Below are 14,673 nucleotides of genomic sequence, written 5' to 3'. Positions count from 1 at the left end.
TCGACGGGCCGACGGGACACACCCCGTCGGCCCGTCGCGTTGTCAGTGGCACCCGATAGCCTGCACAAACAGGTGATCGATGGGAGGGCTCGTGCGCGTACTGGGGGTGGACCCGGGTCTGACCCGGTGCGGTGTCGGCGTCGTCGAGGGGGTCGCGGGCCGGCAGCTGACGATGCTCGGCGTCGGTGTCGTGCGCACGCCGGCGGACGCCGAGCTGGGCTCGCGCCTGGTCGCCGTCGAGGAGGGCATCGAGGCGTGGCTCGACGAGTACCGGCCCGAGTTCGTCGCCGTGGAGCGGGTGTTCAGCCAGCACAACGTACGGACGGTCATGGGCACCGCCCAGGCCAGCGCCGTCGCCACGCTGTGTGCCGCCCGCCGCGGCATCCCCGTCGCCCTGCACACTCCCAGCGAGGTCAAGGCCGCCGTCACCGGCAGCGGCCGCGCGGAGAAGGCGCAGGTCGGCGCCATGGTCACCCGGCTGCTGCGGCTCAGCGCGCCGCCGAAGCCCGCCGACGCCGCGGACGCCCTCGCCCTCGCCATCTGCCACATCTGGCGCGCCCCCGCGCAGAACCGACTCCAGCAGGCCGTCGCCCTGCACACATCGAAAGGCCGTACGGCATGATCGCCTTCGTCAGCGGCACGGTCGCCGCGCTCGCCCCCGACGCCGCGGTGGTCGAGGTCGGCGGCGTCGGCATGGCCGTCCAGTGCACGCCGAACACGCTGTCCACGCTCCGGATCGGTCAGCCGGCGAAGCTCCACACGTCCCTCGTCGTACGCGAGGACTCCCTCACGCTGTACGGCTTCGCGGACGACGACGAGCGCCAGGTGTTCGAGCTGCTCCAGACCGCCAGCGGGGTCGGCCCGAGACTCGCGCAGGCGATGCTCGCCGTGCACACCCCCGACGCCCTGCGCCGCGCAGTCGCCACCGGCGACGAGAAGGCCCTCACCGCCGTCCCCGGCATCGGCAAGAAGGGCGCCCAGAAGCTGCTGCTGGAGCTGAAGGACCGGCTCGGCGAACCGGTGGGCGCACCGGCCGTCGGCGCCCCCGTGAGCAACGGCTGGCGCGACCAGCTGCACGCCGCCCTGATCGGACTGGGGTACGCGACCCGCGAGGCCGACGAGGCGGTGGCCGCCGTGACGCCCCAGGCCGAGGCCGCCGGGGGCACGCCCCAGGTCGGCGCGCTGCTCAAGGCCGCCCTGCAGACGCTGAACCGCGCCCGCTAGCCGTACGAAACCGAGGCACACCACATGAACTGGGACGACACGACCGACAGCCCCGCCGCCGAGCGGCTCGTCGGTGCGTCCGCCGACCGCGAGGACCAGGCCGTCGAGGCCGCCCTGCGCCCCAAGGACCTGGGCGAGTTCATCGGTCAGGAGAAGGTCCGCGAGCAGCTCGACCTCGTGCTGCGCGCCGCACGCGCGCGCGGCGCCACCGCCGACCACGTCCTGCTCTCCGGCGCCCCCGGCCTCGGCAAGACCACCCTGTCCATGATCATCGCGGCCGAGATGAACGCCCCGATCCGTATCACCAGCGGCCCCGCCATCCAGCACGCCGGCGACCTCGCCGCGATCCTCTCCTCCCTCCAGGAAGGAGAGGTCCTCTTCCTCGACGAGATCCACCGCATGTCCCGGCCCGCCGAGGAGATGCTCTACATGGCGATGGAGGACTTCCGCGTCGACGTCATCGTCGGCAAGGGCCCCGGCGCCACCGCCATCCCCCTGGAACTGCCCCCCTTCACCCTGGTCGGCGCCACCACCCGCGCCGGCCTGCTGCCGCCCCCGCTGCGCGACCGCTTCGGCTTCACCGCGCACATGGAGTTCTACGAGCCCGCCGAGCTGGAGCGGGTCATCCACCGCTCGGCGAACCTGCTCGACGTCGCGATCGACACCGACGGCGCCGCCGAGATCGCCGGCCGCTCCCGCGGCACCCCCCGCATCGCCAACCGCCTGCTGCGCCGTGTCCGCGACTACGCGCAGGTCAAGGCGGACGGCAGGATCACCCGCGACATCGCCTCGGCGGCCCTCGCCGTCTACGAGGTCGACGCCCGAGGACTGGACCGGCTGGACCGGGCCGTGCTGGAGGCTCTGCTCAAGCTGTTCGGCGGCGGACCGGTGGGCCTGTCCACGCTCGCCGTCGCGGTAGGGGAGGAGCGTGAGACCGTGGAGGAGGTGGCCGAACCCTTCCTCGTACGGGAAGGACTGCTCGCCCGCACCCCCCGCGGCCGGATCGCCACCCCGGCGGCATGGGCGCACCTCGGCCTCACCCCGCCCCGGTCCCAGGCCGCCGGAAACGGACAAGGGGACCTGTTCGGGGCGTGACGGCGAGCGCATTGGCCGGGGCAGGAACCCCGGTGCCATGCTGAGCGTTGTTCCATGCGCGCGGACTCGCTTAGACTCCGCCGATGCCACCGTTGTCGGCGGCATCACATACCCCCAACCATCAGGCCGTTCACCATCGCGGTCGTGTGAAGGAAGTTCCGACCCGTGAGTCTCCTGACCCTCCTCCCGTTCATTGTGCTCATCGGGGCCATGTTCCTGATGACCCGGTCGGCCAAGAAGAAGCAGCAGCAGGCCATCGAGATGCGGAACCAGATGCAGCCCGGTTCCGGCGTCCGCACCATCGGGGGCATGTACGCCACGGTCAAGGAGGTCAACGAGGACACGGTCCTCCTCGACGCCGGGCCGGGCGTCGAACTGCTCTTCGCCAAGAACTCCATCGGCGCCGTGCTCACCGACGACGAGTACAACCGCATCGTCCACGGCATCGAGCACGACCTGAAGTCCGACGTCGTGCCCGACGACGCCTCCTCCCTCACCGAGACCGACGACTCCTCCGACGCTGCCGCCGCCTCCGACGACACGCCTGTCGACCTCGGCAAGAAGGACGAGGCCGACGAGCCTGCCGACGCCGCCGCCGAGGCGAAGACGGACGACCAGCCGAAGAAGTCCGAAGGCGACTCCGAGGCGAAGTAGTCATGTCCCGGGGCGCGCGGGTCATGCCCGCGCGCCCCGGGACATGCCCAGCTCGCACGGAATCCCGAGACCATGTGATGGCCGCCCGCCCGTCGACCCGGCGCGAGGCGGCCCGAGAGGGAGTACGAGAAGGTGGCAGCACCTAAAAAGGGCCGGAATGCGAGCGCCCAGAGCAAGCCGTGGCGCGCGCTGGCCCTGATTCTGATCGCCATCGTGGCGCTCACCGGCGGAATGTTCGCCTCCGGACACACCACTCCGCGTCTCGGCATCGACCTGGCGGGTGGTACGAGCATCACCCTGCGAGCGGTCCCCGAGGCCGGCCAGGAGTCCGCGATCAACAAGACCAACATGGACACCGCCGTCTCCATCATGGAGCGCCGGGTCAACGGTCTTGGTGTCTCGGAGGCCGAGGTCCAGACGCAGGGCCGGGACAACATCATCGTCAACATCCCCAAGGGCACGAACTCCAAGCAGGCCCGGGACCAGGTGGGCACCACCGCCAAGCTGTACTTCCGCCCGGTCATCGCCACCGAGCTGGCCGGGGGCGGCGCCGCCCCCACGCCGAGCGCCACCGGCGACGCCTCGGACAAGGACTCCGGCAAGGACAAGGCCACCGACAACTCCACGGAGAAGGCGACCGACGGCTCCTCCCCGTCCGCCTCCGGCAGCCCGTCCGCGAGCGCCACCACCCAGGGCCGTGCGGTCACCGACGCCCTGAAGGCCGACGCCACCCCGTCCGCCACCGCGAGCGACAAGGCCAGCCCCTCCCCGTCCGCCACCGGCGGTACCTCCGACGCGGGCAGCAAGCTCCAGGAGCAGTACGCCAAGCTCGACTGCACCAAGCCCTCCGTGCGTGCCGAGGCCGGGAAGGGCGCCAAGCCCGCTGATTCGACCGTGGCCTGCGGGAAGAACTCGCAGGGCCAGTGGCAGAAGTACATCCTCGGCCCGGCCGCCGTCGACGGCACGGACGTCGACGAGGCCGACGCGGTCCTCGACACCCAGCGTGGCGCGGGCTGGATCGTCACGATGAAGTTCACGGACGGCGGCACCAAGAAGTTCGCGAAGATCACGGGCGAGCTGGCCCAGAAGCAGTCTCCGCAGAACCAGTTCGCCATCGTCCTCGACGGCGACGTCGTCTCCGACCCGTACGTCAACCAGGCCCTGACCGGCGGCAGCGCCGAGATCTCCGGCAGCTTCACCCAGCAGTCCGCCGAGGAACTCGCCAACATGCTGTCCTACGGCGCCCTGCCGCTGACCTTCAAGGAGGACAGCGTCACCACCGTCACCGCCGCGCTCGGCGGTGAGCAGCTGAAGGCCGGTCTGATCGCCGGCGCCATCGGACTCGCCCTGGTCATCATCTACCTGCTGGTCTACTACCGCGGCCTGTCCTTCATCGCCGTCGCCTCGCTGATGGTCTCCGCGGCCCTCACCTACGTGATCATGTCGCTGCTCGGCCCGACCATCGGCTTCGCGCTGAACCTCCCGGCCGTCTGCGGTGCCATCGTCGCCATCGGTATCACCGCGGACTCGTTCATCGTGTACTTCGAACGCGTCCGGGACGAGATCCGCGAGGGCCGCTCGCTGCGGCCCGCCGTCGAGCGGGCCTGGCCGCGCGCCCGGCGCACCATCCTGGTCTCCGACTTCGTGTCGTTCCTCGCCGCCGCGGTCCTGTTCATCGTCACCGTCGGCAAGGTCCAGGGCTTCGCGTTCACGCTCGGCCTGACCACCGTCCTCGACGTGGTCGTGGTGTTCCTCTTCACCAAGCCGCTGCTCACGCTGATGGCCCGCCGAAAGTTCTTCGCGAGCGGTCACAAGTGGTCGGGCCTCGACCCGAAGGCCCTGGGCGCCAAGCCGCCGCTGCGCCGCACCCGCCGACCCGCCGGTCCCGTCGAGACGAAGGAGGCGTGAGCGATGTCGAAACTCGGCAACCTCGGCGCCCGACTGCACCATGGCGAGGTCGGCTACGACTTCGTCAAGAACCGCAAGATCTGGTACGGCATCTCCATCCTGATCACCATCACGGCCATCCTCGGCCTGGCGGTGCGCGGCCTGCACCTGGGCATCGAGTTCCAGGGCGGAGCGGTCTTCAACACCCCGAAGAACATGAGCGTCTCGGTCGCCCAGGCCGAGGAGTACGCGGAGGAGGCGTCCGGTCACGACGCCATCGTCCAGAAGCTGGGCAACGGCAGCCTGCGCATCCAGGTCGCCGGCATCGACACCGCTCAGTCCGACAAAGTCGCGGCTCAGCTGGCCGAAGACCTGAACGTCTCCGAGAACGACGTGACCGGCGAGCTGGTCGGTCCCAGCTGGGGTGAGCAGATCGCCAACAAGGCCTGGCAGGGCCTCGGCATCTTCCTGGTCCTGGTCGTGATCTATCTGGCGATCGCCTTCGAGTGGCGCATGGCCCTCGCCGCGTTCGTCGCACTGATCCACGACATCACCATCACCGTCGGCATCTACGCCCTCGTCGGCTTCGAGGTCACGCCCGGCACGGTGATCGGTCTGCTCACGATCCTCGGCTACTCGCTCTACGACACGGTCGTGGTGTTCGACAGCCTCAAGGAACAGACCAAGGACATCACCAAACAGACCCGCTGGACGTACAGCGAGATCGCCAACCGTTCGATCAACAGCACGCTGGTGCGCTCCGTCAACACCACCGTGGTCGCGCTGCTCCCGGTCGCGGGCCTGCTGTTCATCGGTGGCGGTGTCCTCGGCGCGGGCATGCTGAACGACATCTCGCTGTCGCTGTTCGTGGGCCTCGCCGCGGGTGCGTACTCCTCGATCTTCATCGCCACCCCGCTCGTCGCCGACCTCAAGGAGCGCGAGCCGGCGATGAAGGCCCTCAGGAAGCGCGTCCTCGCCAAGCGGGCGCAGGGCGGCGCCACCGCGGAGCCCGAGCCCGCCCGGAGCGACGCCGACGGCTACGACGAGCCGGCGGACGCCGCACCCGCGGGCGTCGGCCCGCGCCAGCAGTCGGCGTCCCGCAACCGCGGCCGGGGCCGGCCCTCCGGGAAGCGCCGATGACCGAGCTCGCGGACATCTCGGACCTGCTCCTCAGCCGTATCCGTGACGTGGCCGACTACCCGGAGCCCGGGGTGATGTTCAAGGACATCACCCCGCTCCTGGCGGACCCGGCGGCGTTCACCGCGCTCACCGACGCGCTGGCCGGCATCGCCGAGCGGACCGGTGCCACCAAGGTCGTCGGCCTGGAGGCGCGCGGCTTCATCCTCGGCGCCCCGGTCGCCGTCCGGGCGGGCCTCGGCTTCATCCCCGTGCGCAAGGCGGGCAAGCTCCCCGGAGCCACCCTCAGCCAGGCCTACGAGCTGGAGTACGGCTCCGCCGAGATCGAGGTGCACGCGGAGGACCTCACCGCCGACGACCGTGTCCTGGTCGTCGACGACGTGCTGGCCACCGGCGGCACCGCCGAGGCGTCGATCCAGCTCATCCGCAGGGCGGGCGCCGAGGTCGCGGGCCTCGCCGTCCTGATGGAGCTCGGTTTCCTCGGCGGCCGGGCCCGCCTGGAACCGGCCCTCGCAGGCGCTCCGCTCCAGGCGCTGCTCACGGTCTGAGCGGGCAGCGCGGGCCGCGAGCAGCACACAGGGAACACCGCACGGGCGGGCCCGGAGGAATCCGGTGCCCGCCCCGGGTGTTTTCCCGGGTTGACCGTCCTCACATCGGCCTACAGGCGATCGGACGGCCCGGGATCGCTACCATGGGATCTCCGGAGCCTGACCGGGGGACCCGGATCGCGCACGAGGAGCCCTCTTGCCAGACGAGGCCCAGCACCTGACCGCCGCCAAGCCCGAGTCCGCCTCGGCGGCCGCGGCGAAGCCCGCGCCGAGCGCGCCACAGGCGAAGAACGACACCCGCGGGCCGGTCCAGCACGCCCAGGCCGCCCCCGTCGACAAGCCCGAACAGCCGCGGCCCAAGCCGGCCCCGCCCGAGCGCTCCGCCTCCGTGGGCCGGCCCAACACCGGACAGCCCGCCCGCTCCGGCTCCTCCAACCGCGTCCGCGCCCGCCTCGCCCGGCTCGGTGTGCAGCGCGCCAACCCGTACAACCCGGTCCTCGAGCCGCTGCTGCGGATAGTGCGCAGCAACGATCCCAAGATCGAGAACTCCACGCTCCGCCAGATCGAGAAGGCCTACCAGGTCGCCGAGCGCTGGCACCGCGGCCAGAAGCGCAAGAGCGGCGACCCGTACATCACCCACCCGCTCGCCGTCACCACCATCCTCGCCGAGCTGGGCATGGACCCGGCGACCCTGATGGCCGGGCTGCTGCACGACACGGTGGAGGACACCGAGTACGGCCTGGAGCAGCTGCGCCGCGACTTCGGCGACACCGTCGCCCTCCTCGTCGACGGTGTCACCAAGCTGGACAAGGTCAAGTTCGGCGAGGCCGCCCAGGCCGAGACCGTACGCAAGATGGTCGTCGCCATGGCCAAGGACCCCCGCGTCCTGGTCATCAAGCTCGCCGACCGCCTGCACAACATGCGCACCATGCGCTACCTCAAGCGCGAGAAGCAGGAGAAGAAGGCGCGCGAGACCCTCGAGATCTACGCGCCGCTCGCCCACCGCCTGGGCATGAACACCATCAAGTGGGAGCTGGAGGACCTCGCCTTCGCGATCCTCTACCCCAAGATGTACGACGAGATCGTCCGCCTCGTCGCCGAGCGCGCCCCCAAGCGCGACGAGTACCTCGCCATCGTCACCGACGAGGTGCAGCAGGACCTGCGGGCCGCCCGCATCAAGGCGACCGTCACCGGCCGCCCCAAGCACTACTACAGCGTCTACCAGAAGATGATCGTCCGCGGCCGTGACTTCGCGGAGATCTACGACCTGGTGGGCATCCGCGTCCTCGTGGACACCGTCCGCGACTGCTACGCGGCCCTCGGCACGGTGCACGCGCGATGGAACCCGGTCCCCGGCCGGTTCAAGGACTACATCGCGATGCCCAAGTTCAACATGTACCAGTCGCTGCACACGACGGTCATCGGCCCCGGCGGCAAACCGGTCGAGCTGCAGATCCGCACCTTCGACATGCACCGCCGCGCCGAGTACGGCATCGCCGCGCACTGGAAGTACAAGCAGGAGGCCGTCGCCGGCGCCTCCAAGATCCGCACCGACGCCCCGAAGTCCTCCGGCAAGGACAAGGACGCCATCAACGACATGGCGTGGCTGCGGCAGCTCCTCGACTGGCAGAAGGAGACCGAGGACCCCGGCGAGTTCCTGGAGTCGCTGCGCTTCGACCTGTCCCGCAACGAGGTCTTCGTCTTCACTCCCAAGGGCGACGTCATCGCGCTCCCGGCCGGGGCCACCCCGGTCGACTTCGCGTACGCGGTCCACACCGAGGTCGGCCACCGCACGATAGGGGCGCGGGTCAACGGCCGTCTCGTCCCGCTGGAGTCCACCCTGGACAACGGCGACCTGGTGGAGGTCTTCACCTCCAAGGCGGCCGGCGCAGGACCGTCCCGCGACTGGCTCGGCTTCGTCAAGTCACCGCGCGCCCGCAACAAGATTCGCGCCTGGTTCTCCAAGGAACGCCGCGACGAGGCGATCGAGCAGGGCAAGGACGCCATCGTCCGCGCCATGCGCAAGCAGAACCTGCCGATCCAGCGGATCCTCACCGGCGATTCGCTCGTCACCCTGGCGCACGAGATGCGCTACTCGGACATCTCCGCCCTCTACGCGGCGATCGGCGAGGGCCATGTCTCCGCGCAGAACATCGTCCAGAAACTCGTCCAGGCGCTCGGCGGCGAGGAGGCGGCCACCGAGGAGATCGACGAGACGGTCCCGCCCGCCCGCGGACGCAGCCGCAAGCGCCGCTCCAGCTCCGACCCCGGCGTCATCGTCAAGGGCGTCGAGGACGTCTGGGTGAAACTGGCCCGCTGCTGCACCCCGGTGCCCGGCGACCCGATCATCGGCTTCGTGACCCGCGGCAGCGGCGTCTCCGTTCACCGCAGCGACTGTGTGAACGTCGACTCGCTGTCCCGCGAGCCCGAGCGGATCCTCGAGGTCGAGTGGGCGCCCACCCAGTCCTCGGTGTTCCTGGTCGCGATCCAGGTCGAGGCCCTGGACCGCTCCCGGCTCCTCTCGGACGTCACCCGCGTGCTGTCCGACCAGCACGTCAACATCCTCTCCGCCGCCGTCCAGACCTCCCGCGACCGCGTCGCCACCTCCCGCTTCACCTTCGAGATGGGCGACCCGAAACACCTCGGCCACGTCCTGAAGGCCGTACGCGGCGTGGAGGGCGTCTACGACGTGTACCGGGTGACGTCGGCACGCAACCGGACGTAGAGCCACGCCCGAGCTGTCTCAAGTCGCTTGCGTGACACTCCGGTTGGGAGAATCATCGAGCCAGGACGGGCTGGGAGCGGGGGACGTGGCGGAAGCGCAGTTGGTGGACGGCAGGTACCGGGTGTTACGCACCCTGGGTTCCGGCGGCATGGGCCACGTCTACGAGGCCGAGGACGAGGCTCTCAAACGGCGGGTGGCGGTCAAGGTCATCCGCCCGGACTTCGCAGCTCCCGATCTGCAGGAGCGGTTCACGCGCGAGGCGCGGCTGCTCGCCCGGCTCTCTCATCCGAGCATCGTGGCCGTGCACGACATGGGAGTGCACCGCGGCGGTCCCTACCTGGTCATGGAACTGCTGGAGGGCGTTGATCTCCGGGACCTGTTGGCCGAGCGCGGAGCGCTCGGGCCCGAGCTCGTACGGGCGGTCGCGGCGGGCATGTGCGCCGGACTCGCGGCCGCACACGCCGCGGGAGTGCTGCACCGGGACGTCAAGCCCAGCAACGTCCACCTCACCCGCAACGGCCGGGTGGTGCTACAGGATTTCGGCATCGCGCATCTGCTGGACACTGCCGACACCGCGCTGACGGCGACCGGAGTATTGATCGGCACGCCCAGCTACTTACCGCCCGAGATCGTCTCCGGCGGTGCGAGCGGACCGCACAGTGACATGTATGCCCTTGGTGTCTGCCTGTACGAGATGCTCACCGGCAGACGGCCCTTCGCCTCGGCCGAGGGCGGGCTACCGGCGATCCTGTACCACATCGTCAACGGGACGACCCCACCCCTGCGAGGTGAGCCGGGCATCCCCGAGGACCTGGCGGGCCTGGTCGAGGACCTCATGGCCAAGGACCCCGGGAGGCGTCCCGGCCCCGAGGACGTACTGAAGAGGGTCGACTGTCCCTCCCACGCGGACCGGCTGGTCGCCGCCGTCGCCACCGGAGACCTGCGCGACCGGGCTGTTCAAGAGTTCAGCCCGGCGGAGACGACCGGCAGCGTGCCTCGTCCCCCCGACCCCGTTCCGGCTGCGAGTCGTCCGAACCCGAAGACCGGCTCCGGGACGACACCCGTCACGCTCAGTGCCGCCACCCGGAACAGCATCCTCAGCGCCATGACCCCACAGGCTGCGGAGGCAAAGCAGCGTGAGGCCGTCCATCTCGTGCTGCGAGGTTCCCTGGAAGAGGCCGTGCAGAGGCTCAGCGGCCTGGCGGAGTTCTGGCGCTCGATGTTCGGACCCGACCATCCCTCTACGCTGACCTGCGAGTTCTGGCAGGGCGTATGCCTGGCCCGGCTGGGCGCCGGCGGTGAATCACTGGCGAAGTTCTCGTCCGTCGCGACCTCTACCCGGCGCTCCCTGACCCAGCTGCGGCTCCTCCGGCTCGAATGACGCCGGGCGGCGAGCGACGGCACCGGCGGCCGCTCGCGAAGGGAGTCGGCCGGTACGGAACCGGTTCACGGACGGAAGGGAAGGACGCCCGTTGTCACAGATCGATGTGCGAGTGGCCGGAGTGGCCGACACAGAGCAGGAACTGCGGTCGCTGCTGCGCTGGCTCCGGGCGGACGAGGAGATCGGCCGCGCGTTGCACGGGGAACTCCGCAGCTCCGCGCCCACCGATCCCGAGCACATGGGGAACCTGCTCGACCTCATCACGCTGATGGTGAGCGGGGGCCTGTCCGCGGCACAGCTGGTGCTGTCCATCGACCAGTGGCGGGCCGCCCGGCGGAGCCGGCCGCGAGTGGTGCTGCGCAGGGGATCGGTCGAGATCGAGGTCGTCGGTGCCGAGGAGCCCACGGTCCGGGCCGTCGCCGCACTGCTGAACGAGGAGCAGGACGATGACGGCGGCCCTGCCTGACCCCTCCGCCTCGGCAGCCGTACTCATCGGCACGTCCACCTATGCGCATCTGCCGCATCTGCCGGCCGTGAGAACGAACGTGCTGGACCTGGGCGCGGTGTTGTGCGACCCGATGATCTGGGGGCTGCCCCAGGCCCATGTCCTGGCCGTCAACGAGCCCGCCACCCCGGCCGCCCTCCTGGATCCGGTGTACGAGGCAGGTGATCGCGCCGAGGACACCATGGTCGTGTACTACTGCGGCCACGGGCTCAGGGACTCCGACTCGGCAGATCTGTACCTCTCCCTCACCGGTTCCAGGGATGCGCTGGGATACACCGCCGTCGCTTACGCCCATCTGCGGCAGGCGATTCTCGCGTCCCGGGCGCGCCGCAAGATCGTGGTGCTCGACTGCTGCTTCAGCGGACGTGCCGCACGCACACTGGCTGGTCCTGGCGCCCTGGCCTCGCAGGCGGGGATCGACGGAGCCTACGTCCTCACCGCCTCGCCCAAAGACCATGTGGCCCTGGCGCCGGACGGCGAGCGCCACACCGCGTTCACCGGCGAACTGCTCCACGTCCTGGGCAGCGGAGTGCCCGACGGGCCTGACACGCTGGATCTGGAAACCCTGTATCGCGCGGTCACCGACAGACTCAGTGCGAAGAACCGTCCGCTGCCGCAGCGCAGCCAGGAGAACGACGTAGGGCGGCTGCCCCTTGTCCGGAACCGGGCCAGGGCCGGTCGAGGCACGACCGCGGGACCGGTCGTGGACGCCGAGGTGGAGGCAGCGATGGTCTCCTCCGGCCTCCAGTTGGCGAGGCTGTTGCGGGCCAAGGGACGGCATCGCGACGCCCTTCCCATCCTCCGGCTCATACTCCAGGCCAGCGTGCTGGAAGCCGAGGGCGACAGCATCACTGTCCACCTGGAACTCGCCGAGCTGCTCACCGAGACGGGACAGGACCGCCAGGCCATCGAGGTCCTCGAGAACGCCTTCCACCTCACCCACAAACGGTTCGGCCCCGAGGCCGTGACCGTCTGCCGCAGGCTCGCCGAGCTGCTGCAAGTGGCGGGCAACCACAGTCAGGCCTGCGAGGTGCTGCGGCACGCGCTGGACAGCCTGGACAGAACCCCGCCACCCGCACCGCCCGACGTCGATCCGCCGACCATGATCCGATGAGAGCCGTGGGCCCCGCAGAGACCGCCGTGAGCCGCGGAAGACTGCCGGCCCACATCGGGATGTGCGGATGCATACCGACATGCGAAGGGCTCCGTACGCGGCCATGACCGCGCCCGGAGCCCCCTTCGCCACTGGGGCCACTCCTGGAGTCGTGAGGCGTCAGCCGCCGAACTCCTGCAGGCCCTTCAGGGCCTGGTCCAGCAGGGCCTGGCGGCCCTCCAGCTCACGCTCCAGCTTCTCCGCCTTGGCGTTGTTGCCCTGGGCGCGGGCCTGCTCGATCTGGCCCTTGAGCTTGTCCACGGCCGCCTGGAGCTGGCCGGTCAGACCCTCGGCACGCGCACGTGCCTCCGGGTTGGTCCGGCGCCACTCGGCCTCCTCGGCCTCCTGCAGGGCCCGCTCCACCGCGTGCATCCGGCCCTCGACCTTCGGGCGGGCGTCCCGCGGCACATGGCCGATGGCCTCCCAGCGCTCGTTGATCCCGCGGAACGCGGCACGGGCCGCCTTGAGGTCCGTGATCGGCAGGAGCTTCTCGGCCTCCTCGGCCAGCTCCTCCTTGAGCTTGAGGTTCTCCGCCTGCTCCGCGTCACGCTCGGCGAACACCGAGCTGCGGGCGGCGAAGAAGACGTCCTGGGCGCCGCGGAAGCGGTTCCACAGGTCCTCCTCGTGCTCACGCTGGGCACGGCCCGCGGCCTTCCACTCCGACATCAGCTCCCGGTAGCGCGCCGCCGTCGGACCCCAGTCCGTCGAGTTCGACAGCGACTCCGCCTCGGCGACCAGCCGCTCCTTGGTCCTGCGGGCCTCCTCGCGCTGCGCGTCCAGCTGCGCGAAGTGCTGCTTGCGCCGCTTGGAGAACGCCGACCGCGCGTGCGAGAAGCGGTGCCACAGCTCGTCGTCGGACTTGCGGTCCAGCCGCGGCAGCCCCTTCCAGGTGTCCACCAGCGCCCGCAGCCGCTCCCCGGCCGCCCGCCACTGGTCGGACGCGGCCAGCTCCTCCGCCTCCGCGACCAGCGACTCCTTGGCCTTGCGCGCCTCGTCGGACTGCCGGGCCCGCTGCGCCTTGCGCTCCTCGCGGCGCTTGTCCACCAGCTCCACGAGCTTGTCCAGCCGGACCCTGAGGGCGTCCAGGTCGCCGACCGCGTGATGGGCGTCCACCTGCTCACGGATGTGCTCGATCGCGGCCAGGGCGTCCTTCGACGACAGGTCGGTGGTCTTCACCCGCTTCTCGAGGAGGCCGATCTCGACAACCAGGCCCTCGTACTTGCGCTCGAAGTAGGCCAGCGCCTCCTCGGGGGAGCCTGCCTGCCAGGAACCGACGACCTTCTCGCCGTCGGCCGTACGCACGTACACGGTCCCCGTCTCGTCGACGCGGCCCCACGGGTCGCTGCTCACAGCGCCTCCTCCACATGATGCCTGCGAGGTGCTTGTGTTCCCCCGGGCATCGTCCACAGTTTCGTCACGGCCAACATAGGCGACCGACGGGATGCCTGTCCGCATCCCGCGCGACCGAAATCTCGCAGTTGGGGGTCAGGATTTCGTGACCGTCGCCTTGTCGATCACGACCGTCGCGTTGGGCGCACCGTCGCCCGCTCCCGTGCTCTCCCCGGCCTTCGCGATCTTCTTCAGCACCTTCATACCGGCCTCCGAGACCGTACCGAACGGTGTGTAGCTGGGCGGCAGCTCGCTGTCCTGGTAGACCAGGAAGAACTGGCTGCCACCACTGTTCTTCTGCCCGGTGTTCGCCATCGCGACCGTGCCCGCCGGGTAGATGTTGTCCTTCAGGCTTTTGTCCTTCAGGTTCTCGTCCGGGATCGTGTAGCCGGGGCCGCCGGTGCCGGTGCCCGTCGGGTCGCCGCACTGGAGCACGAAGATGCCGTTGGTGGTGAGCCGGTGGCACCTGGTGTGGTCGAAGTAGCCCTGACCGGCGAGGAAGTCGAAGGAGTTGACGGTGTGCGGCGCCGCCGACGCCTTCAGCGCCACGTCTATCTCACCGCACGTCGTGTCCAGCTTCATCGTGTACTTCGCCGACTCGTCGATCGACAGCGCCGGCTCCTTCTTCCACGTCTTCGACTTGGGCTTGCCCCCGGCCGGCTTGTCGCACGGGTCCGGTGCCTTGCTGGTCGGCGACGCACTCGGCGTGACCTCCGCGCCCGCGTTGGTCTTGTCGTCGTCCTGCTTGAGCACCCCGGTCGTGTACAGCGCGAGGCTGCCGATCAGGACCACACCGAGCACCGAAGCGATCACCGAGTTGCGGACGCGCGCCTTGCGTCGCGCTTCGGTGCGCCGCTGCTGCTGCCGCAAGAACTTCTCCCGGGCGAGCTGACGCCGCCGCTGTTCCTGGCTGACCACCGGGTTCTCTCCTCATGCGTCTCGTGTGTCGACCGGTACACGTGCGTGCGGTGAGCC

13 protein-coding genes are annotated in these 14,673 nt (G+C 70.1%); 11 read left to right on the top strand and 2 right to left on the bottom strand.

Translation table 11 applies throughout. The annotated features are described in order from the left end of the window. Positions 1–91 precede the first annotated feature (91 nt). The 11 genes from ruvC to AB0412_RS13995 all read left to right on the top strand — a co-directional run bounded on the left by ruvC (position 92) and on the right by AB0412_RS13995 (position 12,270). Positions 92–622: a crossover junction endodeoxyribonuclease RuvC gene (gene ruvC, locus AB0412_RS14045; protein ID WP_366402815.1), complete on the top strand. Its 531-nt coding sequence runs from the start codon at positions 92–94 to the stop codon at positions 620–622. Further along, entirely contained in the window at positions 619–1,224 is a 606-nt protein-coding gene (ruvA, locus tag AB0412_RS14040) for a Holliday junction branch migration protein RuvA (RefSeq protein WP_366402814.1), read from the top strand. The genes ruvC and ruvA overlap by 4 nt, the downstream gene beginning before the upstream one ends. Positions 1,225–1,248: 24 nt before the next feature. Continuing rightward, the gene (ruvB, locus tag AB0412_RS14035; protein WP_366402813.1) at positions 1,249–2,319 is read left to right on the top strand and encodes a Holliday junction branch migration DNA helicase RuvB; all 1,071 of its coding nucleotides are present in this window, start codon (positions 1,249–1,251) and stop codon (positions 2,317–2,319) included. Between the two features lie 165 nt (positions 2,320–2,484). Further along, complete coding sequence (yajC, locus tag AB0412_RS14030) at positions 2,485–2,973, top strand: preprotein translocase subunit YajC (RefSeq protein WP_366402812.1); 489 nt, start codon at positions 2,485–2,487, stop codon at positions 2,971–2,973. 132 nt (positions 2,974–3,105) lie between these two features. Further along, a complete protein-coding gene (gene secD / locus AB0412_RS14025) occupies positions 3,106–4,881 on the top strand; it encodes a protein translocase subunit SecD (protein WP_366402811.1) in 1,776 nt (591 codons plus the stop codon). 3 nt (positions 4,882–4,884) lie between these two features. Continuing rightward, entirely contained in the window at positions 4,885–6,000 is a 1,116-nt protein-coding gene (gene secF, locus AB0412_RS14020) for a protein translocase subunit SecF (protein ID WP_366402810.1), read from the top strand. Beyond that, positions 5,997–6,545, top strand: coding sequence for an adenine phosphoribosyltransferase (locus tag AB0412_RS14015; RefSeq protein ID WP_366402809.1), 549 nt, complete (start codon positions 5,997–5,999; stop codon positions 6,543–6,545). Before secF ends, AB0412_RS14015 begins: the two co-directional genes overlap by 4 nt. A 196-nt stretch (positions 6,546–6,741) precedes the next feature. Beyond that, positions 6,742–9,270: a GTP pyrophosphokinase gene (relA, locus tag AB0412_RS14010; RefSeq protein ID WP_366402808.1), complete on the top strand. Its 2,529-nt coding sequence runs from the start codon at positions 6,742–6,744 to the stop codon at positions 9,268–9,270. 85 nt (positions 9,271–9,355) lie between these two features. Then, positions 9,356–10,651, top strand: coding sequence for a serine/threonine-protein kinase (locus AB0412_RS14005; protein WP_366402807.1), 1,296 nt, complete (start codon positions 9,356–9,358; stop codon positions 10,649–10,651). A 91-nt stretch (positions 10,652–10,742) separates the two neighbouring features. Further along, positions 10,743–11,117 carry a hypothetical protein gene (locus tag AB0412_RS14000; protein ID WP_366402806.1) on the top strand — a complete coding sequence of 125 codons (375 nt, stop codon included), beginning with the start codon at positions 10,743–10,745 and terminating at the stop codon, positions 11,115–11,117. After that, the gene (locus tag AB0412_RS13995; RefSeq protein WP_366402805.1) at positions 11,098–12,270 is read left to right on the top strand and encodes a caspase family protein; all 1,173 of its coding nucleotides are present in this window, start codon (positions 11,098–11,100) and stop codon (positions 12,268–12,270) included. The genes AB0412_RS14000 and AB0412_RS13995 overlap by 20 nt, the downstream gene beginning before the upstream one ends. A gap of 159 nt (positions 12,271–12,429) precedes the next feature. Here AB0412_RS13995 and AB0412_RS13990 read toward each other — a convergent pair whose 3' ends face one another. Then, entirely contained in the window at positions 12,430–13,659 is a 1,230-nt protein-coding gene (locus AB0412_RS13990; RefSeq protein ID WP_366402804.1) for a DUF349 domain-containing protein, read from the bottom strand. Positions 13,660–13,794: 135 nt separating this feature from the next. Further along, positions 13,795–14,616, bottom strand: a complete 822-nt coding sequence (locus AB0412_RS13985; protein WP_366402803.1) for a peptidylprolyl isomerase — start codon at positions 14,614–14,616, stop codon at positions 13,795–13,797. Between the last annotated feature and the right edge of the window lie 57 nt (positions 14,617–14,673).

Source organism: Streptomyces sp. NPDC052012 (assembly GCF_040689265.1).
Taxonomy (GTDB): Bacteria; Actinomycetota; Actinomycetes; order Streptomycetales; family Streptomycetaceae; genus Streptomyces.
The sequence above is the reverse complement of the archived record's forward strand: the minus strand, read 5'-3'. Positions and strand labels throughout refer to the sequence as shown.

Excerpts from the sequence above, each read along its gene's own strand:
- ruvA (WP_366402814.1), top strand. The coding sequence starts at position 619 with ATGATCGCCTTCGTCAGCGGCACGGTCGCCGCGCTCGCCCCCGACGCC.
- ruvB (WP_366402813.1), top strand. The coding sequence starts at position 1,249 with ATGAACTGGGACGACACGACCGACAGCCCCGCCGCCGAGCGGCTCGTC.
- secF (WP_366402810.1), top strand. The coding sequence starts at position 4,885 with ATGTCGAAACTCGGCAACCTCGGCGCCCGACTGCACCATGGCGAGGTC.
- AB0412_RS14015 (WP_366402809.1), top strand. The coding sequence starts at position 5,997 with ATGACCGAGCTCGCGGACATCTCGGACCTGCTCCTCAGCCGTATCCGT.
- AB0412_RS13995 (WP_366402805.1), top strand. The coding sequence starts at position 11,098 with ATGACGGCGGCCCTGCCTGACCCCTCCGCCTCGGCAGCCGTACTCATC.